Source organism: Candidatus Acidiferrales bacterium (genome assembly GCA_035934015.1).
In the GTDB taxonomy this organism is placed as follows: domain Bacteria; phylum Acidobacteriota; class Terriglobia; order Acidiferrales; family UBA7541; genus DAHUXN01.
In genome coordinates this window covers 72,978-96,804 of the sequence record DASYYH010000006.1, presented here as the reverse complement: position 1 = coordinate 96,804, position 23,827 = coordinate 72,978, and the positions used below count along the sequence as shown (strand labels likewise).

General features: G+C 56.7%; 15 protein-coding genes and 2 tRNA genes. 13 read left to right on the top strand and 4 right to left on the bottom strand.

What is annotated here, in order from left to right:
• The first annotated feature begins 7 nt into the window (after window positions 1–7).
• The 8 genes from boxC (at window position 8) to VGR81_02765 (ending at window position 14,638) form a co-directional block, all read left to right on the top strand.
• On the top strand, window positions 8–1,690 hold the full coding sequence (gene boxC, locus VGR81_02800; protein ID HEV2287860.1) for a 2,3-epoxybenzoyl-CoA dihydrolase: 1,683 nt from the start codon (window positions 8–10) through the stop codon (window positions 1,688–1,690).
• A 39-nt stretch (window positions 1,691–1,729) separates the two neighbouring features.
• Window positions 1,730–3,154, top strand: a complete 1,425-nt coding sequence (boxB, locus tag VGR81_02795; protein HEV2287859.1) for a benzoyl-CoA 2,3-epoxidase subunit BoxB — start codon at window positions 1,730–1,732, stop codon at window positions 3,152–3,154.
• Window positions 3,155–3,341: 187 nt separating this feature from the next.
• Window positions 3,342–4,019: a TetR/AcrR family transcriptional regulator gene (locus VGR81_02790; GenBank protein HEV2287858.1), complete on the top strand. Its 678-nt coding sequence runs from the start codon at window positions 3,342–3,344 to the stop codon at window positions 4,017–4,019.
• Between the two features lie 3 nt (window positions 4,020–4,022).
• On the top strand, window positions 4,023–4,544 hold the full coding sequence (locus VGR81_02785; GenBank protein ID HEV2287857.1) for a (2Fe-2S)-binding protein: 522 nt from the start codon (window positions 4,023–4,025) through the stop codon (window positions 4,542–4,544).
• A gap of 41 nt (window positions 4,545–4,585) precedes the next feature.
• A complete protein-coding gene (locus VGR81_02780) occupies window positions 4,586–7,102 on the top strand; it encodes a molybdopterin cofactor-binding domain-containing protein (protein HEV2287856.1) in 2,517 nt (838 codons plus the stop codon).
• Window positions 7,099–8,148 carry an FAD binding domain-containing protein gene (locus VGR81_02775; protein ID HEV2287855.1) on the top strand — a complete coding sequence of 350 codons (1,050 nt, stop codon included), beginning with the start codon at window positions 7,099–7,101 and terminating at the stop codon, window positions 8,146–8,148. Before VGR81_02780 ends, VGR81_02775 begins: the two co-directional genes overlap by 4 nt.
• A 127-nt stretch (window positions 8,149–8,275) precedes the next feature.
• The gene (locus tag VGR81_02770) at window positions 8,276–11,518 is read left to right on the top strand and encodes a hypothetical protein (protein ID HEV2287854.1); all 3,243 of its coding nucleotides are present in this window, start codon (window positions 8,276–8,278) and stop codon (window positions 11,516–11,518) included.
• A 396-nt stretch (window positions 11,519–11,914) separates the two neighbouring features.
• Complete coding sequence (locus VGR81_02765) at window positions 11,915–14,638, top strand: protein kinase (GenBank protein ID HEV2287853.1); 2,724 nt, start codon at window positions 11,915–11,917, stop codon at window positions 14,636–14,638.
• Between the two features lie 275 nt (window positions 14,639–14,913).
• Here VGR81_02765 and VGR81_02760 read toward each other — a convergent pair.
• Window positions 14,914–14,989 (bottom strand) — tRNA-Ala (locus VGR81_02760).
• A gap of 232 nt (window positions 14,990–15,221) precedes the next feature.
• On the opposite strand from VGR81_02760, the gene VGR81_02755 reads away from it, so the two are divergent.
• The 4 genes from VGR81_02755 to VGR81_02740 all read left to right on the top strand — a co-directional run bounded on the left by VGR81_02755 (window position 15,222) and on the right by VGR81_02740 (window position 17,549).
• Entirely contained in the window at window positions 15,222–15,974 is a 753-nt protein-coding gene (locus VGR81_02755) for a carbonic anhydrase family protein (protein ID HEV2287852.1), read from the top strand.
• A gap of 122 nt (window positions 15,975–16,096) precedes the next feature.
• On the top strand, window positions 16,097–16,960 hold the full coding sequence (locus VGR81_02750; GenBank protein ID HEV2287851.1) for an alpha/beta fold hydrolase: 864 nt from the start codon (window positions 16,097–16,099) through the stop codon (window positions 16,958–16,960).
• Window positions 16,961–17,124: 164 nt separating this feature from the next.
• Complete coding sequence (gene rpmE, locus VGR81_02745) at window positions 17,125–17,349, top strand: 50S ribosomal protein L31 (protein ID HEV2287850.1); 225 nt, start codon at window positions 17,125–17,127, stop codon at window positions 17,347–17,349.
• Window positions 17,350–17,474: 125 nt separating this feature from the next.
• Window positions 17,475–17,549 (top strand) — tRNA-Met (locus tag VGR81_02740).
• 88 nt (window positions 17,550–17,637) lie between these two features.
• Here the strand turns inward: VGR81_02740 and VGR81_02735 are convergent.
• From VGR81_02735 to VGR81_02725, 3 genes are all read right to left on the bottom strand, one after another.
• Window positions 17,638–18,648, bottom strand: a complete 1,011-nt coding sequence (locus VGR81_02735; protein ID HEV2287849.1) for a hypothetical protein — start codon at window positions 18,646–18,648, stop codon at window positions 17,638–17,640.
• A gap of 245 nt (window positions 18,649–18,893) precedes the next feature.
• Complete coding sequence (locus tag VGR81_02730; protein ID HEV2287848.1) at window positions 18,894–19,331, bottom strand: universal stress protein; 438 nt, start codon at window positions 19,329–19,331, stop codon at window positions 18,894–18,896.
• 99 nt (window positions 19,332–19,430) lie between these two features.
• Window positions 19,431–21,761 carry a plasma-membrane proton-efflux P-type ATPase gene (locus VGR81_02725; GenBank protein ID HEV2287847.1) on the bottom strand — a complete coding sequence of 777 codons (2,331 nt, stop codon included), beginning with the start codon at window positions 21,759–21,761 and terminating at the stop codon, window positions 19,431–19,433.
• Window positions 21,762–22,497: 736 nt separating this feature from the next.
• On the opposite strand from VGR81_02725, the gene VGR81_02720 reads away from it, so the two are divergent.
• On the top strand, window positions 22,498–23,223 hold the full coding sequence (locus tag VGR81_02720) for a hypothetical protein (GenBank protein HEV2287846.1): 726 nt from the start codon (window positions 22,498–22,500) through the stop codon (window positions 23,221–23,223).
• Window positions 23,224–23,827 lie beyond the last annotated feature (604 nt).

Sequence of the window (23,827 nt, the reverse complement as noted above, 5' to 3'; positions counted from 1 at the left end):
GGAACTCGTGGACGCAGTTGCAAGCCAACAGCATCTGTCTGCTCTGGATGCACCCGACTATCAAACTGACCCTTCACGTTACAAGCACTGGAAACTTTCATTCGATGGTCCGGTTGCCACGCTGACTATGGACGTAGCGGAAGACGGGGGAATCCGTCCCGGTTACAAGCTCAAGCTCAATTCCTACGACCTCGGAGTCGATATTGAGCTGCACGACGCTTTGCAGCGGATACGTTTCGAGCATCCGGAAATTCGATCTGTAATTATCAGCAGCGCGAAAAATCGGGTGTTCTGCTCGGGTGCCAATATCTATATGCTCGGCCTTTCGTCGCATGCGTGGAAGGTCAATTTCTGCAAATTCACTAACGAAACGCGAAACGGAATTGAAGACTCGAGCGCGCATTCCGGATTGAAATTCATCGCCGCTTGCAACGGAACAACTGCTGGCGGCGGCTACGAATTGGCGCTGGCATGCGACGAAATCATTCTGATCGACGACCGCTCCTCAGCAGTCAGTCTGCCTGAACTACCTCTGCTGGGCGTTTTGCCCGGCACCGGCGGCCTCACGCGCGTCACCGACAAACGGCACGTTCGCCGGGATCACGCCGACATATTTTGCACCAATCCAGATGGTGTGCGCGGCCAAAGAGCGAAAGATTGGCGATTGGTCGACGAAGTCATCAAGCCGCAGCAGTTTGCTGAGCACGTGAAGCAGCGCGCGCTCGAACTCGCGAAGCAAAGCGACCGTCCCGTGGACGCGAAGGGAATTTCGCTCACACCCTTGAAACGCACTGTGGACGAGGCTGGCCTGCATTATGAGTATGTTGATGTGCATCTGGATCGACAGGGCCGAACAGCAACGCTAACCGTTCGCGCGCCTGAATCTATTGTCGAATACACAGTCGAGAAGGCATTAGCGGCTGGCGCGGCGTGGTGGCCTCTTCAGATGGCGCGCGAATTGGATGACGCCATCCTGACCCTGCGCACGAGCGAACTGGGGCTGGGCCTCTGGATCTTCAAGACCGCTGGAAATCCTGACTCGGTCCTGGCAATAGATAAATTCATCTTGAGCCACGAATCCAATTGGTTCGTCCGCGAAGTTCTGGGCATGCTTCGCCGCACGTTTGCGCGACTCGACGTGACTTCGCGCTCCATGTTTGCCATTGTTGAACCTGGCTCTTGCTTCGCAGGCACGCTGCTGGAACTTGCGCTCGCTGCCGATCGCGTCTATATGCGCGACGCCGAAGAAGTTTCGAGCCCCTCCTTTGTGATGCTTTCAGAAATGAACTTCGGCCCTCTTACTATGGCTAATCATCTTCCCCGCTTGGCATCGCGTTTCTATCAGGATGCTGCGCAACTGGATTCACTGCGCGCGCGGATTGGCGTGAAACTTTCCGCTCGCGACGCCCTTGAGGCCGGACTGGCTACCGCAGCGCCTGATGATCTGGATTGGGAAGATGAAATTCGCCAGGCCGTCGAGCTGCGGAGCGCACAATCACCCGACGCATTGACGGGCCTCGAAGCAAATTTGCGTTTTGGCGGCACCGAAACGATCGAGACGAGGATCTTCGGCCGACTTTCTGCGTGGCAGAACTGGATTTTTATTCGCCCGAACGCCGTCGGCGCCAATGGAGCCTTGAAAGTTTACGGAACAGGCGCGCCGGTGAAATTCAATTGGGAGCGCGTTTAGAAAATCATCGAAAGCGGGAAGATTTCTGAGGAGATTGCCATGATCAATTACACGGAAAAAATTCCAAACAATGTCGACTTGGGCCGTGACCGTGTTCTCCAGCGCGCTCTGGAGCACTGGCAGCCTGCGTATCTCAACTGGTGGTACGACATGGGCCCCAATGAAACCCACAATTATCACGTCTACTTGCGCACGGCCGTCAGCGTCGAGCCCGATGGCTGGGCGCGATTCGGATACGTGCAGATGCCCGAATACCGCTGGGGCATCTTCCTTCAGCCGCGCGATGAAAAGCGCCAGGTGAATTTCGGCACGCACAAAGGCGAGCAGGCCTGGCAAGAAGTGCCCGGCGAATATCGCTCGACGCTTCGCCGCGTGATTGTCACGCAAGGCGACACGGAGCCGGCATCCGTGGAGCAGCAGCGCATGCTGGGTGCGTCATGCCCTTCCATGTACGACCTGCGGAACATTTTTCAGGTCAACGTCGAAGAAGGCCGCCACCTGTGGGCCATGGTTTATCTGCTGCATCGTTACTTTGGCCGCGATGGGCGCGAGGAAGCCGAAGCGCTTCTCGACCGGCGTTCCGGCGACGCGGATAATCCGCGCATACTCGGTGCATTCAACGAGCCGACTCCGGACTGGCTCTCCTTCTATATGTTCACGTTCTTCACGGACCGTGACGGCAAATTTCAGCTCTGCGCGCTGGCCGAATCTGGTTTTGATCCGCTGGCGCGCACGTGCCGCTTCATGCTCACCGAAGAGGCGCACCACATGTTCGTCGGCGAGACTGGCGTCAGCCGCATCATTCAGCGCACTTGCGAAGTGATGAAGGAAAACAAGGTTGACGATCCGTCCGATGTTCGCGCGCTCGGCGTCATCGATTTGCCCACGATTCAGAAGTACATCAATTTTCACTATAGCGTGACGCTGGATCTCTACGGCTCTGATGTCTCGTCCAACGCCGCCAACTACTACACGAGCGGACTCAAAGGTCGCTTCGAAGAAACCAAAATTGACGACGATCATTTGCTCATCGACGCGCAGTATCCGGTTTCCGAAGTCGTTGGCGACAAGATCGTTACGAAAAACGTCCCGGCGCTGACCGCGCTCAACGAGCGTCTGCGTGACGACTACATCAAGGAAATCGAAGCAGGCCTCAGCCGCTGGCAGCGTGTCATCGATAAGGCTGGAATTCCCTATCGGCTGACGTTGCCTCACAAGGGTTTCCACCGTGCGATTGGCAATTTCGCCGGAAACTGGATCAGTGCCAGCGGTGAAGTGCTGACCGAGGAAGTTTGGAAGAAACGAGAGTCCGAATGGCTGCCCAGCGACTCCGACCGAGCGTATGTGCAGTCGCTGATGGTTGGCCGCGTCGTCGAGCCGGGCAAGTTTGCGAATTGGATTGCGCCGCCCCTGCGGGGAATTAACCATCAGGCCTTGGACTTCGAATACGTGCGCTTCAACTGATCGTTTTTCCTGCGACAATATAGTGAACGGTTGTTCAGTAACTGAACACATGTTCAGAATTAATTGACACGCCTGAAACGGTCATGCTATTTCTTTACCTTGGCGGCCGTTACTTTGACCGCCGAAGAGGCAGCTATTGCGCACCCATCCAACCAAACGACATAACAACCGCCTGCATAGGCGATACGTGGCGCGGCGCCTGGAGATTCTGCGCGCCGCGGGAAAGCAATTCCGCGTTCGCGGCTTTGCAGAAGCCGGTATGCGCGATATCGCTGCTGCCGCGGATCTTTCGCCGGCGAACCTCTACAACTATTTCCATGGCAAGCAGGAAATTCTTTTCTTTTGCCAGGATAATTCACTCGATCGCATGATGGCTGCGCTCGAAAAGGCGCGCCGCCTCCGCGCCACTTTCGCCGAGCGGCTTCGTTTTGTCATCGTTTCTCATCTGCGCTGCCTGCTTGACGAAGTGGAAGGCTCCGCGGCCCATCTTTTGACGAGCGCTCTTCCTGCTCATTTGCAGAGATCGCTCGTCGCAAAGCGCGACCGCTATGAAGCAGGCGTGCGGCAATTGATTTCAGCGGGAGCCCGAACAGGAGAATTCGTTTGCAACGATCCGGCGCTTGCGGCCCGCGCTATGCTGGGCGCCATGAACTGGAGCGTGCGCTGGTTCAACCCCGAAGGCCCAATGGCCGCGACGGAAATTGCCGAAGGGTTCGCTGATTACCTGATTCGCGGTTTGCTTGCCAAGCCGGAAGCGCACCGCGCCGCGCGACCGCTCAAGGACATGGGTCATTTTGCCCGCGATCGCGCTCCGCTCACGGCACTACGCCGCGCGTCGGCTCGCACAATCATCGAGGGGAGATAGGTCGTGGCAATCCTGCCAATCGAATCGCAGAAGACGGCGCATATTAATCTGACCCTCAACGGCGAGGTGGTTGACGTATTTTTTGCTTCTTACAAAACTTTGCTCGAAGTTCTTCGTGAAGACCTCGGCCACACTGGAACGAAGCATGGTTGTGAGCTGGGCGAATGCGGCGCGTGCGCCGTTCTTCTCGACGGCAGGCCCGTGCTCTCCTGTCTGCAACTGGCGCTCGAATGTGATGGAAGAAGCGTTTTAACCGTTGAGGGCCTGTCTTCCGATGGCGCGCTTCATCCTTTGCAGGATGCCTTCGCCGATCTCGGCGCCGCGCAGTGTGGCTATTGCACGCCCGGAATTCTGATCACCGCAAAAGCGCTGCTCGATCAAAATCCGAAACCTACTCGCGACCAGATTCGCGAAGCGCTTTCAGGAAACCTTTGCCGTTGCACAGGTTATCTGCAAATTTTCCAAGCCGTCGAAGAAGCAATCGTGAAAATAGCAGAGAAGCAAAAAACGACTGTACAAAAATAGTTCACTGAAACAGCGTACAGGATTCTCGGAAAGCAGAGCACATGCCGGATCAAACAAATTCGTCGGGACGACCGGTAAAGGATCAAGAGGCAAGCGGAGAGAAGTTCAGCATCATCGGTGCCTCACGCCGCCGCGTTGACGCGCGCGCCAAGGTGACTGGCCAAACCCGTTACGCCGACGACATTGCGCTTCCGCGCATGGCTTATTGCAAGTTGCTGCGCTCGCCGCATCCGCATGCGCGCATTCGAAAAATCGACACCTCGCACGCGCTGGCTCACCCAGGGGTTTATCTGGTTCTCACCGGCAAGGACGTCCCCATCGAATATGGAATTCTACCGGTTAGCCAGGACGAGCAGGCCCTCTGCACCGATCATGTTCGTCACGTGGGCGACCCTGTTGCCGCGGTGATTGCGCGTGAAGAATTAATCGCATTTGAAGCTCTGGATTTGATTGACGTCGAATACGAAGTCCTGCCGACCATCTCTGATCCAGAAGAAGCGCTCATCACGCCGGAGCCGCGCATTCACAATTACGGCGATGAAGGGAATATTCACAAGCGCGTATCGCTCGCATTCGGTGATGTGGAGCAAGGCTTCGCGGAAGCAGACCAAATCTTCGAAGATATTTTTTTCTACCAAGGGAATACTCATCTTCCCATCGAACAGCATGCTGCGGTCGCCATCAAGGACCCCGAAGGAAAGCTCACGATTTGGTCCAGCACACAGACGCCTCACTATCTCCATCGCGCCCTCGCTAAGGTGCTCGAAATGCCGCCGGCCCATATTCGCGTTATTGCGACGCCCAATGGCGGCGGCTTCGGCGGCAAGAGCGATCCATTTCAGCACGAAATTGTCGTTGCCAAAGCGGCGCTGATGCTCGATCGGCCCGTGAAGATTTGCCTGACGCGCGAGGAGGTTTTTTACTGCCACCGCGGCCGACATCCCGTGCTGATGAAATTCAAAACTGGAGTCAAAGAAGACGGCACGATTACCGGCATGCATCTCCAGACACTCATCGATGGAGGCGCGTACGGTTCTTACGGAGTCGCCAGCACGTTTTACACAGGCGCTCTGCAAACGACGACGTATCGCATTCCGCGTTATCGCTTCCAAGGCTGCCGCACATTTACCAACAAGCCGCCATGCGGACCCAAGCGCGGCCATGGCACCGTGCAGCCGCGCTTCGGACAGGAAGTCCAGCTCGACAAGATCGCTGAAAAACTCAGTATCGATCCCGCGGAGCTGCGGCTGCGCATCGTGCAGTCCTCCGACTCTGTGACCGCAAATTTCCTTCGCCTCGGAACGGTCAATCTCGCCGAATGCATCCGTCGCGTGGTCAAACTTTCTGGTTGGAACGAAAAATTTCGCAAGCTGCCGGAAGGCCGTGGTGTCGGACTGGCTTGCTCCGCATATCTCACCGGAGCAGGGCTGCCGATCTATTGGAACAAGATGCCGCACTCTGGGGTTCAGCTCAAACTCGATCGCGGCGGCGGCATAACAATCTTTTGCGGCTCGAGCGAAATTGGCCAGGGCTCAGATGATGTTCTGGCCGCGATTGTTGCGGAAGTCCTCGGTCTCGAAACATTTGACATCCGCGTTTACACCGGCGATACGGATCTCGGCCCTGTCGATCTTGGTTCGTATTCGAGCCGCGTCACTCTGATGGCTGGTAATGCCGCGATTCAGGCGGCGAATCGCGCGAAAGATCTGCTCGCAGAAGCAGTCGCGGAGCGCCTTGCCGTTCCGAAAGAGCGCCTGCGCTTCGCAGAAAAACACGTTTTTGACTCCGCCGCGCCCGAAAAGCGCGTCGGCTTTCAAGAGGCCGTTTGCCTGGCCGAGGCGCGTTTCGGCACAATCGGCACGGTTGGCTCGTACACGCCGCCGAAATCCCCCGCGCTTTACAAAGGCGGGGGCGTTGGCCCGTCTCCGACATATTCATATTCCGCCGCAGTGGTCGAAGTGGTCGTGAATCCGGTAACTGGCTGGCTCACCGTGCCCACGATTTGGATCGCCCACGACATTGGCCGCGCGCTGAATCCGGAACTCGCGCGAGGGCAAGTCGTCGGGAGCGTTTATATGGGCCTTGGCGAGGCATTGATGGAAGAGCAGGAGTTTCGCCGTTTACCGAAAAAACTTTCGCATGCGCTCGTCCACAAATTCCCGTCGATTCTCGAGTACAAGAGCCCGACTTCCCTCGACATGCCCAACGTCCTCACCGAACTCATCGAAGAACCTGATCCTCGCGGGCCTTTCGGCGCAAAGGAAGTTGGCCAGGGCCCGCTGCTTCCGATCATGCCCGCTGTCGCCAACGCGGTTTACGACGCCGTGGGCGTGCGCATCGACGAAGTCCCCATCACTCCCGAGAAAATAATGAAAGCCCTTGCGGAAAAGAAAGCTGGCCGTCTCCCGCGTTATGGGCCAGGCAATTTTCCAAATATCGACTGGCCCGAAGCTCTTCGCGTCCCTCCGCCGTGGGAAGGCGGCGATGGCAACGCGGTGAACGACACGCCGCGTCGCAGCAAGCCATCATCGGAAAAGGAAAAGGTACTCAGTTCATGATGCGTTTGCCTCTTTTCGACTTTCGTGCGCCGCGAACGCTCGAGGAAGCGGCTCGCATTCTCGATGGCGAAGGCAGCAATGCCATGCTGCTCGCCGGCGGCACTGATCTTTTGCCCAACATGAAGCGCCGGCAGCAGGTGCCGCGAACGCTACTGAGCCTTCGCCATGTAGAGAGCCTAAACCAGATTCGATTGGACCCTTCGGCATCGCGATTGGGCGCCTGTTTGACTCTCTCGGCCATCGCGTCCGATCCACGGTTTCGCAACGGTCTGACGGCGCTCACGCAAGCCGCTTCGCAAGTGGCTACGCCGCAAATCCGCAACATGGCTACGCTCGGCGGAAATCTGTGTCTCGACACGCGCTGCAACTACTACGACCAAAGCTACGAATGGCGCAAGGCGATTAACTTCTGTCTCAAGAAAGACGGAGATACCTGCTGGGTGGCTCCGGGCAGCTCGAAATGCATGGCCGTTTCCTCCACGGACACTGCGCCTGCGCTGATTGCGCTCGGCGCGCGTGTGCGTCTTGTGTCGCGCTCCGAAGAACGCGAGGTTTCTCTCGCCGATCTCTACAACAATGACGGTATGAACTACATCCGCCGCCGTCCAAACGAAATTCTCGCCGAAGTGCTTCTCGATTCTCTCCACGGTTGGAAGAGCACGTACTGGAAGCTGCGGCGTCGCGGCTCGTTTGATTTTCCTGTACTGTCGGTCGCCGCCAGTGTTCGACTCTCGCGCAGCGGCGTGGTTGAAGAAGCGCGCATTGTCATCGGCTCCACGGCAAGCCGACCGCTGGTCGTCGCGGAAGCAGCAAAATTTCTTCTCAATGGTTCATTGAATCAAGATTCGATCGCCGAGGCTGCAGTTCTTGCCGCGAAAACCGCCAAACCACTCGACAACACGGATTTCGACATGAGCTGGCGCAAGAAAGTCACCGCCGAATTTGTGACCTACGCGCTGCGCGAATTGCGCGGCGACGATATGCGCGTAGAACGCGAAAGTATCACGCGCTATCCTTTCGGCGATGATTTCGTCAAAATCCAATAGCTCTCTTCTAAAGCATCCGAACCTGAAGCATCGCGTCGAAACACTCCCCCGAAGTTGACGCACTGACACTCCGGCAGTATCATCCGCGCGGTTGCCGGTTGCGAATCTGATTCGAGGACGAAACGCCATGTCAAAACGCATTCGCCTGCTTGCATTAATTGTGTCCGTCGTGTCGCTGTGTGGCGCGACTTTGCTATTCGCCCAGGAGGCAAGACAAAGGCGCGATCGTGGCGCCTTTGGCCAGATGCAATTCCGCTACATCGGACCGGTCGGCAATCGTGCGATCGCCGTTGCCAGCGTGCCCGGCAATCCAGGCATCTATTACGTCGGCGCGGCTTCGGGTGGAATTTTCAAATCCATCGATGGCGGAATTCATTGGGAGCCAATCTTCGATTCACAAGACGTTTCCTCGGTTGGCGCGATCGCCATCGCTGCAAGCGATCCCAATATTGTGTGGGCCGGAACAGGCGAACCTTACATCCGCAGCCATATTTCCATCGGCGACGGAATCTATAAATCAATGGACGCGGGCAAGACATGGACGCACATGGGACTCGAAACTACGGGCCGCATCGCCAACGTCGTGATTAATCCGCGCAATCCCGACATTGTTCTCGCGTGCTCGCTCGGCACCTCATACGGCCCTCAGCCCGAGCGCGGCGTCTATCGAACCACCGATGGCGGAAAAACATGGAACAAAACGCTTTTTGTCGATGAGAACACTGGTTGCTCGGACCTCGCCATGGATCCGAACAATTCCCACATTCTTTTCGCCGGAATGTGGCAGCTGGAAATTCACACGTGGGGCCGAAGCAGCGGCGGCCCAGGTAGCGGCTTGTACAAATCCACGGATGGCGGCGTCACTTGGAAACACCTCGCAGGACACGGATTGCCGGATTCTCCTCTCGGACGAATTGCTGTGCGCGTCGCGCAAGGCGATTCAAACCGTGTCTACGCCTTGATCGAAACAGGCGATGGCGTTCCGTGGAACGGCAAGCCTACGGCCCGAGGCCAACTCTGGCGATCCGAGGACGGCGGCGAGAATTGGCAGGTGGTGAACTACGACCGTCAAATCCGCGGCCGCACTCACTACTACACGCGCATGGAAATTTCTCCGGGCGACGAAAACGAAGTCTACTTTTTCTCTGCCGCATTTTCGAGGACGCTCGACGGCGGCAAAACGCTCACGGAAATGCCCGCAAGCCCTGGCGGCGACAATCACGAAATGTGGATTGATCCGACAAATGCCGACCGCATGGCGGTGGTCAATGATGGCGGCGTAAGCATCTCTATCAACCATGGCCGCACTTGGGACCGCATCCAGCTCCCCATTGCACAGATTTATCACGTTACCGTCGACGATCAAATTCCCTACAACGTGTACGGCAACAAACAGGACGGCGGTTCCTATCGTGGGCCCAGCAACAGTCTGCAATTTGGATTTTTCGGTGGCCGCGGCGGGACGGGACCCATTTCGAGAAGCGTTTGGAAAGGCATCGACGGCGGCGAGAGCGGATTCGCCACCGTGGACCCGGTCGATAACAACATCGTCTGGAACAGTGGTACCGGTTCGGGCAGCGTCGGCGGCACTGTGATCGTCGATGATTTGCGCACAAAGCAAGCGCGGCAAGTCGAAGTCTGGCCCGAAACGACCATCGGAGCACCCGCTGCCGATGTGAAGTATCGATTCAATTGGGAATTTCCCATCACGATTTCGCCTCACGATCACAACAAGGTTTATGTCGGAAGCCAATATGTCCACATGACCACCGACGGCGGCAATAGCTGGCAAATCATCAGTCCGGATCTCACGCGAAATGACAGAAGCAAAATGGGAATTTCCGGCGGGCTCACTCCCGACAATATCGGCGTCGAATACGCCGGCGTAGTTTTCTCCATCGCCGAGTCGCCCAAGGAAGCGGGAGTTATCTGGGCTGGAACAAATGATGGCCTCGTGCAAATCACGCGCGACGGCGGAAAACACTGGACCAACGTCACCGCCAATATCCCCAACCTTCCGGAATGGGGCACGGTGAGCAACATCGAGGCTTCACGGTATCAGGCGGGCAAGGCTTATATCACGGTGGATTTTCATCAGATGAACAATCGCGATCCCTTCGTTTACAAAACAAGCGATTACGGGAAGACCTGGACGCTAATCACCAACGGCATTCCTCACGGCATGTTGAGCTACGCTCATTGCATCCGCGAAGACCCTGTGCGCCCCGGATTGCTCTACCTTGGCACCGAAAATGCGCTCTACGTGTCCTTCGATGACGGCGACAACTGGCAGCCATTGCAATCGGGTCTGCCGCACGCGCCGGTCTATTGGATCGCGGTACAGGAGCGCTTCCACGACCTCGTACTCGCGACGTATGGTCGGGGCTTTTGGATCATGGACGATCTGACGCCGCTCGAGGCGATGACGCCCGAAATTCGGGATTCGGATGCGCATCTCTTCGCACCGCGCGATGCTTATCGCTTCCGGAATATCTCTGAGCCCGCATCCGTGTCGTACGATCCCACAACGGGCCACAATCCTCCGTATGGCGCCGTCATCAACTACTATCTGAAAGCAGCTGCAAAAGATGACGTCAAAATCGAAATCCAGGATGCCAGCGGCAAAACAGTCCGCACGCTTGAGGGAAAAAAGGATGCGGGCGTTAATCGCATCTGGTGGGATCTGCGGTTTGACCCCACGAAGCAGATCCACCTGCGCACGAGTCCCCTTTATGCTCCGGAAGTCGGCGTGGGTCCGGAGGGTTGGCGGCCGGCTCCAGCCGTCGGGCCAATTTCACTTCTCGCGCCTCCGGGGACCTACACGGTCAAGCTGACGGTCGGAGGGCATGATTATAGCCAGAAGCTGACTGTGCTGAAGGATCCTCACTCCGCGGGTACCATTGCTGATATTCAAGCGCAGGACAGATTGATGGCCTCACTCGAGGACGAACTCAACGCGGCCGCGGATGACGTCAATCAAATTGAATCCATCCGCGTCCAGTTGTTGAATCTTGAGGCTCAGCTCGGCGACGACCAGAACTCCAAGTCCATTCGCGCTGCCGCCGATGATCTCGGCAACAAGTTCATCGACCTTGAGGGCCATCTGTTGCAGCTAAAGGCCACAGGCCGCGGGCAGGACGACGTGCGCTGGGAATCGATGCTGGTGGATAAGCTCGATTATCTCGCGCGCGAAGTCGGCACTTCCGATTTTGCGCCAACTACGCAGCAAGTGGCTGTACATGAAGAACTCAAACAGCAGGTCGCCAAATATCACAGCGACCTCCAGCGCATGGTCGCTTCAGACCTGGCTGCATTCAATTCCATGCTTCGGGGGAAAAATATCTCAAACATCATCGCGAAAACACCTTGAATCGCTCGCTCGATTCATAGCAGTTTATCGTCATGGAGAAATGCCGCGAGGGCGTGTAGCGGTTTGCCGCCTTCGCATGCCCGCGATTAGCTTCGTGATCGCGAAGATCTCGGACACGAATATGAGACTGTTCCGCTCTCCCCACAGATAAGTTCCTTTTCCGTGGACGCCGGCGGAAACCGACGACAAAAACAGCCATTCCTCTGGTATATTTTTTGTACCGTGGGGAGAACGGATGTCCATGCGTACATCCCCTGCTAAAATCTCCGCTTTCTTAAAAACCTGGAGCGGTGGCAATCACGCTGCCTTGGCATGCCTGATCAAACGGGTGTGCCCCAGGGACGCGTAAAACACGCGTCGGGCAGGGCGATTTTAGGATACGGCGAGCAACGGCACATGACGAGCGAGCGTCTTCAGCAAATTGAAGCGCTATACCAATTGGTTCGTGGGCAATCCGCCGCGGAGCGCACCGCTCTTCTGGCCCACATAGACCCCGATTTGCGCCGCGAGGTGGAGTCCCTTCTCGCGCAGGACGCCGGCGACGAATTCCGGGATCCACCCATTCCACCGTTTCTGGATAATTCGACTCTGACCATATTGGGTGTGGGTGCCAGCCTCGGGCCCTACCGCATCGAAAACATGCTTGGTGAAGGGGGCATGGGCCAGGTCTATCGCGCGGTTGACACACGCTTGGGCCGCGCTGTTGCTATCAAGACCACGCGCGAGCAGTTCACCTCACGGTTCGGGCGCGAGGCGCGTACCATTTCTTCGCTCAACCACCCCAACATCTGCACTCTCTACGACGTCGGACCAAACTACCTGGTGATGGAATTGGTCGAGGGCGAGACCATAGCCGCCCGGCTCAAAAACGGGCCTCTCCCGCTGAACCTGGCGCTCCTCTACGCCTCACAGATTGTCTCCGCATTAGCCGAAGCGCACGAAAAGGGCATCATCCACCGCGATCTGAAGCCCGGCAACATCATGATTGCGAAATCCGGAGTTAAGGTTCTGGATTTCGGTCTGGCCAAATCGCAACAGGATCACACTCTGACCGCTAGCCATATGGTCATGGGCACGCCCGCCTACATGGCTCCGGAGCAAAGGGAAGGTCGGGCCGACGCCCGCTCGGATATCTATTCGTTCGGTTGCGTGCTTTACGAAATGCTGACTGGCACGCGAGTTACGTTTGAACGCAAGGGCATTCCATCGCCGCAACTGGAAAGAATCATAAGCCGTTGTCTGGAAGAGGATCCTACGCAGCGGTGGGCCTCGGCGGCTGGGCTGGGGCGGGAACTTGAGTTAGCAGCTGCAGTCACGGGGCAAGGGAGAGGCGAAGCTACAGTCTTGGCGCGCCAGCCTTGGGTGATGCTTGGCGCGGGACTCGGTCTTCTCCTGCTCCTGGCCATAGGCGGCTACAAGTGGCTTCACGAAGAACGCGCGCTTCCTCCGGTCGCATCCCAAGCAGATTGGGTGCAACTCACCGACTTTGCCGATTCGGCTGTTTCTCCGGCGCTTTCTCCGGACGGGCACATCCTGACTTTCATCCGAGGTGGGTACACGTTCTACGGCAAGGGAGAGATCTATGCGAAGGTATTGCCGAACGGCGAACCCGTGCAATTGACCCACGACGGAGCCATGAAGATGAGTCCGCAGTTTTCGCCAGATGGCTCAAACATCGCGTATACCACGCTCGAATGGAGCGCCGCGCAGGACGAGTGGCAGACCTGGGTTATCCCCGCGCTGGGCGGCGAGCCTCGCTTGATGCTCCCCAATGCCGAGGGCCTGACGTGGATCGATGGCGGACATTTGCTTTTCTCCGAGATCAAGTCGGGGCTCCACATGACCTTGGTGACGGCCACCGATACGCGCGACCAAATCCGCGACGTTTATGTACCGCCGGGCGATCGTGGTATGGCGCATCGCTCTGCTCTTTCGCCTGACCACAAGTGGGTATTGGTGGCGGAGATGGACAACGGAGGTTGGTTGCCTTGCCGACTTGTTCCTTTTGATGGGAGCACTACGGGGAAACCCATTGGGCCGCCAGGTGCCCGATGCACCTACGTGGCCTGGTCTCCGGATCAGACGTGGATGTACGTTAGCTCCGACGCTGGCGGCCGCTTCCATATTTGGAGGCAACGTTTCCCGGATGGCCAGCCGGAGCAGGTCACATCGGGCGTCACGGAAGAAGAAGGCATCGCTGTGGCACCCGATGGCCGCTCGCTGATTACTTCGGTCGGATTGCAACAAAGCACCCTCTGGGTACGCGACAGCAAGGGCGAACGGCAAGTCTCTTCCGAGGGTTATGCCGCATACCCGCAGTCCTCTCCGGACGGAAAGAGGCTGTATTATTTGGCCCTCCGCGAAAGCACTTTCGACCAATTGAACGTGTCTCTTCTAAGTGGAGAGCTTTGGGTCGCGGATCTTGAGACTGGTCAGAGCCAACGTCTGCTGCCCAACTTCCTGGTGACGGGCTACAGTATTTCACACGACGGAACGGAGGTCGTTTTTTCCGCCAAGGAGAAGGAAAACCGCCAGCACCTGTGGCTTGCTTCTCTCGCTCTTCGTTTTCCGCCTCGCGAGTTCTCCTCGCCTGCGAACGAAGACCAACCCCATTGGGATGCACAGGGCCGCATTTATTTTCGCGCCGCGGAGGGCAACTCGAACTACTTGTACCGCATGAACGCGGACGGCAGCAACCGCGTCAAGGCGCTTCCCGATCCGATTCTTGAGTTTCACGATGTGTCACCCGATGGGCGCTGGGCGCTGGTTGACCGAACTTTAGGTCAGGAGTCACCTCTATTCGCCAGTTCCCTCGATGACGGTGGTTCTGTGACAATTTGTCCTGGACTTTGCCTCGCGCAATGGACCTCGGATGGAGGGAGCTTCTCCGTTACCCTGGGGCTCCCGATGGGAGGTGAAGATACTCTCGTCGTACCTGTCTCACGCAGCAACAGTCTCCCAACTTTGCCATCCGGCGGCCTCCAGACGCGCGCGGACATGACGAGTGTTCCAGGAGCGAAAATTCTCGACGGTTTCATTACTCCAGGCCCCAAGGTAGGCATATTCGCCTTATTGCGTCGCGACGTTCACCGCAATCTTTATAGAATCCCCATTCAATAAAGCGTGATCTACGGGAGAAAAGAGGCGGGACTTCCGTGTCGACCCGCCCACATGGCCACGCTCCGCAGTAAGCTATTTTAAGGATACGCGCCGGCCCGTTGCCAACAGTGAGTGTCTCATTGACTTTCCGGGAAGAATCATCAATGAAAATATGCTAAAGATTTTTGGAGGGAACACTAGAATCAAAATCGTTAGTGTGGCTGAGCCAGTAACTTCGACAGTGGCGGGATTCGGTCGAGCTGCTTTTTCTAAGCCTTTTGCAGTCAGAAAAAATCTGGTGGACGTGGCCGGGATCGAACCGGCGACCCCCTGCTTGCAAAGCAGGTGCTCTCCCAGCTGAGCTACACGCCCTCGCTAAACGTTTGATCTTGGACAATTCTAATACAGCAGCGTGACAAGTGACCAGTTGCTCTTGCAACAAGGGCTCCCGGGAATTTGCCCGACGATGCGACATTCATACTTCGATAGCTGACGAATCGTTGTTGCTCAGCGCATGGTATTGTGCTGGCGGTGGGCGAAGGAGTAGATATCAGCAGAGCAGAAAACTGAGCCCGAAATGAGGTGCAATTTGCGAAAACTTTGGATGACGTTTGCATTTTTGGCTGGCGCTGCGATCCTGGTACCTGTGGCTCCGCGAGCGCAGTGGAGAACACCGTGGAGTTACAACCGCGGCGCGGCCGACGGTCCCCAGCATTGGGCGCATTTGGATCCCGAATACGCTGCGTGTGACGGCAAAGAACAATCTCCGATCGACATTCGCAGCGCGGTGCCAGCGGATCTCCCTCCGCTGCGATTCGAGGACAAAAGCGGGCCAATCAACATCATCAACAACGGTTACACGGCCGTCCGCTTGGACTATGCGCCGGGAAACGGCAATTTTCTGGTCGTCGGAGACCAGCGCTATGAGCTTGTGCAATTCCACTTTCATCATCCGAGCGAAGAATACGTTCATGGGCGTCCCTCGGACATGGTGATACATCTGATGTACCAATCGAGCGACGGAAAAAATGCGGGCGTTGCCGTGCTGTTGAATGAAGGCAGTGCGAATCCCGTGGTCAGCGAACTTTGGAAATACATGGCGAAAACAAAAGGCCCGGCGCGTGTGATTCCGGGAGCTGAAGTGAATCCCGACGGGCTATTGCCGCGCGAAACCGGTTATTACATGTACATGGGATCCATAAGCGCTCCGCCGTGTACCGAGGGCGTGAAATGGTTTGTGATGAAGAGCCGAGTGCAGGTTTCGACGGCGCAAATCGCTGCGTTCGCCAAACTATACCCGCATGATGTGCGACCCCTTCAGCCGCTCGATGGACGGACCGTAGAGGAAACCAAATAGCGCGGAATTTTTCGGCGATGCGAGCGAGCATGGGCTATCATGTTTCGCTCTGAACTGACGATGATCAAACGCGATGCTCGCGCTGCGCATCGTCGCACGCATTTCATCTTAGGAGCGAACTCATGCGCCCATCGATGATCGTAATTTTCGCGGCACTTTTCGCGGCCACCGCTTCCGCGCAGTCCATTCCTAAAGCTATCTACACGGATCCACCCGCCGACGCGGCGCGTCCCGCGAAGATGACTGTGCTGCACATTCCCAGCCACGGCGTAAGAATCAACGGCATCGTTTATCAGCCCTCCGGAGCGGGGCTGCATCCAACGCTCGTCTTGTTTCACGGCTTACCGGGGAACGAAAAGAATCTCGACGTTGCGCAGGCCGTGCGCCGCGCTGGGTGGAATGCGGTGACGTTCAACTATCGTGGTTCGTGGGGCAGTCCGGGAGAGTTTCGTTTTGCAGGAAACTTCGAGGATGCCGATGCCGTCCTCGCGTATTTGCGCGCGCCGGAGAACGCTGCGCGGCTCGGAATTGACACGCATCGCATCGTGATTGCAGGTCACAGCATGGGCGGCTGGGTCGTCGTGCACACGGCGGCGCACGATCACGGTTTGTATGGCGCGATTCTTTTTTCTGCGGCGGACATGAGCAAGATTGCAGATGAGCCACACAGCCGTTTATTGGCATTGATGGCTGGAGACATGGAATCGCTTGCGGGCGTGACGCCGGAGAGCATGGTTGAAGAACTGCGCGCCATCGCAGGAAAATACCGGTTCGCCGACGCCGCGGCGGGACTTACGCAAACTCCGCTGCTCGTGCTGACGGCCAACGACGGACTCGCCGGTCAGGCCGATGCGCTCGTGCACGCCATTCAAGCGCAGGGCGGCCGCCAAGTTACGGAGATGCACTTCGATACCGACCACGGTTGGTCCGACCATCGCATCGCACTCGAAAGCGCGATCATCACGTGGCTTGACAAATTGCACTAATTCACCCGGCAAAAGCGCGGTCAAGTGAGATAGGACCGAACGAGGCGCGGTTGGCAGGGAAGCCAGATTCGCGTATGATAGAAGTTTGCGCGCGGACCTAGCGACGTCGCTGTGCACATCGGGCACAGCTTCGCAGACCGGTCCTGCGAAAGGGAGTCACCGAAATGAAAGAAGGAATCCATCCTGAATACCACGCTGTGAAGGTGCACTGCGCCTGCGGCAGCACGTTTGATACGCGCTCGACCTTCAAGGGCGATTTGATCCGCGTGGAAATCTGCTCGAGCTGTCATCCATTTTTCACGGGCAAGCAGAAGCTGATCGATACGGCGGGCCGCGTGGAACGCTTCCAGCGGAAATACGCGAACGCACCGAAGGCCGCGAAAAAGTAAGAGGAAGTTCAGAATTGTTTTTTCGCGCGCTCGCGCGGGCGGTGCGTGTGCCTGGCGCGCGATTCCGAAGCGAACGCTTCTTGACACTGCAAGAAGGCAAACCGTAGCATCAAGGAGTTGCGCGTGCCGGCGTAGCTCAGTGGCAGAGCGAGGGTCTCATAATCCCTAGGCCGTGGGTTCGATTCCCCCCGCCGGCACCAATTTTCTTCGTCCTTTCTCTTTGTCTCACACGTTGTATTCGTCTGCGAAGATTTTTTTCCTGCTGTCGTTTGTGCGATGCGAGTGCGGTTAGCGATTTGGCTTGCGGCGTAAAGCGGCGAGGGCGGCTTGGTCATCGGGGAGGAAATATCCGACGACGATGCCCATGGCGCCATCGTCGATGGGATTTCCGGTGGCGTTGTTGTAGGCGTCGGTGACTTCGATGACATCGCCCTTCGAGAGCGCAACGCCACCCTGCGCAGCGAAAGATCCCACAGGCATGGCGAGAACGTGCCCTGCGAGATCCGTTTTCGCAGCGAGATTCGCAAGCGTGATATTCGCGGTCGTGTCTTTCAAGACGAGCCATTCACCGTAATCGTGCAAGTGCCCGCCGACGCCGAGAAGTTTTCCGGAATAGCGCAATTTGAAATGACCGGTCCGCATGCTCTCCCCGGATGGCAGAGTGTAGCCGGAATCGCCGCAGCCCATCACGTCGAACCAGGCGGGATAGACGTCTTGCAGCGGAGGCTGATTGGCGTCGGAGATTTTGTAGTCCATGCGGACTTCGAGAAAAACATCGGGATAATTTTTGGCCGTTGGATTGGCGAACATCGCGCTGATGCGAATGCGATCGCCTTTGCGAACCGGATAGCCGAAGCCCGGAACGGCCGGCCAGTCGTTCATTTCGCCGCCCGCGCCAAAAATGTGTTCGTCTTTATTATGGCAAAGAAAATCGGGGCGTGCGGTATTGTAGAAAGCAGTGTGATGGAGGAGCTTATTGGGAAGCGGCACGCCGTGATTGTCGATGACGCGCGGATGATAAGCGACAAGCCAGCCATCGAAGGGAATCGTGAGAAAAAAAACTGGCGGTTGCGCGACGGTCATGTGGCTGGAGTGCGCGGGTAAGTTCAGAGGGCCGACGCGAACGGTCATTTGCTGTGCGGCTGCGTTATTTGAGATGCTGAGTTTGGCCGTCTTCGAAACGAGATGCTGCATCTCCATTGCATGCATCATCCCGTGATGTCTGACTTCCTGCTGCTCGGCCTGGGCCCAGCAAAGCGAAGAGACACACACCAACAGAGCCAAGATCCCAAACTTCATCCCGCACCCCAAAAACGCAGCGGTAATGATACCGCTGCATAAGATATTTGCGTAGCCTAAAGCGGCGCTGCGGACGGCGTGCGATAAACGCGAAGCAGAAAAAGAAAGGACAAGCGCGAACACAAGGCGAGGAAACGAAATTTGTGATCCCGCCCAGATGACATTTTTTCTCAGAGCTTATTTGCAGAGGTTTTCAGAATAGCCACGTAAACTGGAGTTATTCGAGCGACTGACTGCAGCAACTTTCACTTCGCTCTTCGAACGACGAGAACCGGACATGAAGCATGACGCACCACCGACTCGGCGACGCTACCGAGCAAAAGCCGCTCAACCCCGCCGCGTCCGTGACTGCCGATTACAATAAGGTCCGCAGGCCAGCTCTTCGCTGCGTCAACAATCTTGGTGGCAGGTTTGCCCATTTCAAGGAATTCAAGCGCAAGGGGGCTAGTTCCCGCACGCTCGCGAAAAGCCGAAAGCAGTCTCTTGGCCTCCTCCTTTTCCATCGCAATGAGCTTGTCCGCGGGGAGTCCAACATCAGGTGCCGCGCTGGCAACGGCTGTATCCACGACATGGATGAAAGCCAATTCCGCTCCGAGGGACTTCGCGAGCTCAATTCCTATATTGGCGGCGTGCGCAGCAAACGCGCTTTGGTCCACAGCGATAAGAATCCTCGCAAAGCTCATTGGATACTCCTCAGTGTGCGATCCGATCAAACAAAACTTGTTGGCTTCGGATGCCCGCGCAGCTTGCCGACTTAGCTTCCTTGCTTTGCGTTGACTGCTTCAGCGAACACCAAAACGCCGGAAGATATGAATCTTCAGACCGTCAACTACCAGCAGAAAGAGCAAGACGACAGCCAGCAGCGAAGCGATCAAAGACCAAGAAATGGACGCCATAAGAATACCACGCGCTGCGAGAATGCTTACCACCACTACGTCAGCCAGCGAGCTGAATACCAGCCATCGGCTAGGACGCGAATGCCAGACACGATTACGCTCACGCACGAGATAGACGTTGCCTTGACCGGTGAAAACCAACATGAGAAAAATCAGCGTCTGGAGTTGCCCAAGGGGCAGATGAAGGGCATCTTTGCCAACGAAAAACACCGTGAACGAAAGAATCAGCACGAGGCTTGCGAGCGCGCCAGCGGTAAGCATTAGAGTCCGAATCTGCCACCGGTCGGGTCGCGAGGAAAACGAGACGTGATCTGTAGCGATCGACATCGTGACGAAATCGTTGGTAAAAAGCAATAACACCACAAGCAGCGGCGTTATGACGAAGGTTCCCGTCAGAATAACGCCAGCGCTGAGGAAGACGGCAATTTCCAGCGTCTTGATGATCTTATTGAGGGTGTATGTCAGCATGCGCTGATAGATTCTGCGGCCCGTCTCGACGGCGCGCACGATGCCGGCCAAGCCAGTTTCAGTAAGGACCATGCTTGCGGCTGCTTTCGCCACGTCCGTCGCCGTGGAGACAGCGATGCCCGCTTCGGCTTGCTTCAGGGCAGGCGCATCGTTCACGCCATCGCCTGTCATGCCCACAATGTGCCCTTTGCGTTGCAGAGCTTCGACAAGCCGAAACTTATCCTCGGGAAAGACTCCGGCAAAGGCGTCATACTGTTCCGCTGCCTCGGCCGCACCTTCACGCAGAATTGCCGCGGGGCCGACTCGCTTGCCAATACCCACTTGGGCCGAGACGGCCTGAGCTGTGGCGAGTGCATCTCCCGTCACCATGATGACACGCACGCCGAGCCCCTGAAGGCTCTTCACGAGTTCTTCTGAATCTTCCCGAACAGGGTCCTCAAAACTAACGAAACCCACGAGCGTGAGCGAGTTATCCATGCCAGCCGCGACAGCGAGCACTCTCGCGCCTCCGGCCGCAAGCCTTTCGACGTTGCCAGCTCGTTCATGACCGTCTGTCGCCAACTGAATGAGGCTGTCCGGCGCTCCTTTGATGACTCGCAGTTTTCCGGTCGGCGCCTCATATACCGCTTCTGATCGCTTGGTGGATGGATCGAACGGAATAAACTGGACGCGCCGCGGAAGAGCGTCGAGCACCTTTTTCTCCTGCGCGGCTGCGAAAATCGCCAAGTCTATGGGGTCCTGTGTTGCTACATCGGATGCCAGGGCGGCCATTCGCAGCACTTCTTCGGCACTTCGACCTTCGACCGGACAAATGTCCGCTACGCGGAGCTGATTCTGGGTAATCGTTCCTGTTTTGTCCGTGCACAAGATGTCCATGGCCGCAGCTTCCTCGATTGCGGAAAGCCGCGTGACCAGAACCGCGTTGCGCGACATCTCTAGCGCGCCAAAGGCCGTTGCCACTGTGAACGTTGCTGGCAATGCCACCGGCACCGAGGCCACCAGAAGAATCAGTGCGAATGGCAAGACCTCCGTCCAGGGTAGATGCGAGAGGCCCGCGTAGACCAGCATGATTGCGACAAGTATGGCATCGAGGACGACAAGATATTTCACAATCGAAAAAATCACTCGTTGCAAGTGGCTTACAGTCTTGGCGGTCTTCACCAATTGGGCAGTCTTGCCAAAGTATGTGTGTTCTGCGGTTGCGGTCACTTCACCGGTTGCCTCGCCTCGCTTGAGCCGCGAGCCGGCGTAGACAATCGCTCCTGCGGACTTCTCAACCGGAAGCGATTCGCCAGTCAACTCTGACTCGTCAGCTAGCAGGGCACCTTCGACGAGGTGAACATCGGCGGGAGCAAGGTCACCCAAGCGCAGGTGAATTACATCTCCAGGAACAAGCTGATCGGCGGGAACGAGTTTCCATTGCCCGTCACGTCTCACGCGAGCTTGTACGCAAAGGCGATTTCGCAAGAGAGCCAGAGCACGATTTGCTTGGTTCTCCTGGACGAAGCTCAGGACGGAATTAAAAACGAGCAAGCCGCCGATAATGGGGGCTTCATCCCACTTGTGCACGAGAATCTCGAGCACAATGGTCGCTTCGAGCATCCAGGGAACGGGCGCCCAAAATTTGGCAAGGAACGTCAGTACCGGCCGGCGTCGTTCTTGCTCGACGCGGTTCGGGCCATATCGTTGCAGCCGCGCGTGAACCTCAGCGGTCGTCAGTCCTGCCACCATTTCCATATCGCTCAACACATTCCCTTCCTATACCGCAGCAATTCTACCGTCGATAGGAAAGTTTTGACTCGCCGACCTGCACTCAGCGTCGGCAGCCTCCAGGCCAACCGGATGAACTGACGCGTTACATTTTTCCTTTTCGCCGCGCATTTGCTTTGGCGGTGCTTCGACGGGTAGCAGAAGGCAGAGCTGGCATAGTCTTCGGCGCGATCCCGGCAGCGCATGAGCGCGGATTGCATGAGTGCGTGGCACGGGAAAGGCCTGGTCGCCCGTAAGTGATAGTGTCCGAAATCGCAAAATTTTTCAAAAAGTCGAAAGAATAAGCGATTAGAAACGGGTCCGGGTGTTTGTTTTGTGTGAGTTAGGGTCAGTTCTAATTCTTCATAGGACAAGCGATTAGAATTGACTTTCGAGAGAGTTACGGGTGGCTTGGGGCGGATCGGGAGGGCTAGGCGGAGAGGAGACTCCACCGTGAACCTCTTACGGATGCTGTGAGAGCCGAGTTGACAGTGCTAACCATGCGCTACACTTGTAGCAGAAGTTAATCAGGATGTCAATAGAAAAGGCGCTAGGTCAGTTCGAATTTTGACTCCTTGTGTCACGATCAAGAAAATTCAAACTGACCCAGCGCCAGCCCGGAAGATGCTCAAGGTTCTCTCCGGCCGTATTATTTAAGCTCGGATATGACGAAGATGAAAAGACGGGAAACCAAGAGAATGCTCGTACATCCCGTGAGGTTCTATATGAGGGTTCAATGAAGCGACGGGTGAGCAAGTGCTGGGCCTCGTGTCTCGGGGAGTGCTCCAGCCCAATCAGCGGTGAAGACGTCCTCACCAGCGGTCTTTTTCACGAAACGCAAATTAAGGTTAAAGGCTTTTCTTGGTGTGCCGATGACTTCAGGACAATCGGCATAAACAGCTTCACAAAGAACGTGCTTTGCGTGAAGCATAATTCCATGCTTTCCGAAACTGATAACTGCGCGATCACGCTGCGCGACGCCGTTCGCGGCGTAGTCCAGCTCATAGAGGCCCGGGAAAAGCTCCAACCACAAGAGTGGCAGTTCGAGGAATTCCACGTAAGCGGTCCTTTGCTTGAAAGGTGGTTCCTCAAGACTCTCATTACCTTAGCCGTTGATAACAGTGCGCCGATTGGTCGGGCCTCCTTTCGTGCCGGAGAACCGGCGCGCTCGTTAGTCAGGATCGCGTTTGGGACAAAGACATTCAAGCCACACGCAGGCCTCTACTGGATAGGCAAGGCGGGCAAGAAAGAATTCATCGAGGGATATGAGGTCGGCACGTTCACGGACCAGAGCAACCGGGTTGCGGGAGCAAGGTTCGGCATCTGCGGGCTTGAATTCATGCTAATCATTGATGCGGGGCCAACGGTTGAGGCGCTTCCCAGGCATTGCTGTTACAGACCCGAGACAATTGCATTTGACGTCCATGATCGCACCTCTCATGCTATTCGCCTAGACTGGTAGTTATCGTCGGGGATTTCGTAGTGGGCTATCGCGACGTCAACGTGCAAAAAGTGAGGGCGCGACGGCGGTGAAGCCGAAGCGCCCTCAAAATCGAGCCGTAAGTTTACAGGGTTTACGGGTCAATGAGGCGACTCAATCGCCTTGCGGCAAATCGCGTCTTCCAAACTGATGCGTCAACCTGCGAGCTTCATCGCCCAGTCAACCGTTGTCAGAAGCCCGAAAGCCGCTGCGAACGGCGAAGCAACGTTGAAGCCTCGGAGCTTTTCAGCACAGCCAGCGCTGCAACGCCGCGAAGCGAATGCAGCTTCTGATCCGTGCCGTAGCTTCTCTGAGCTTCACTTTTGCGCGGAACTGCGCAATCGCGGTCAGGCGGCTGCGCATTCTGCGCGGAATCGTGAAGTCCTTATCCTTCCCGATCAGGTTCGGAATCGCGAAAACGGTGAAGTAATCGCGAACTCTGAGCCGGACCGGGAAGTCTTCCAATCTTCCGGTCCAATCTGCGCGCAAAATAATCCTGTGGCATTGCGGCGTCAATAGAAATCGCGGAAAAAACCTGTGCAAAATTGCGGATGACTGTGGAAAAACTTCGCGCGGGTGAGGCGCG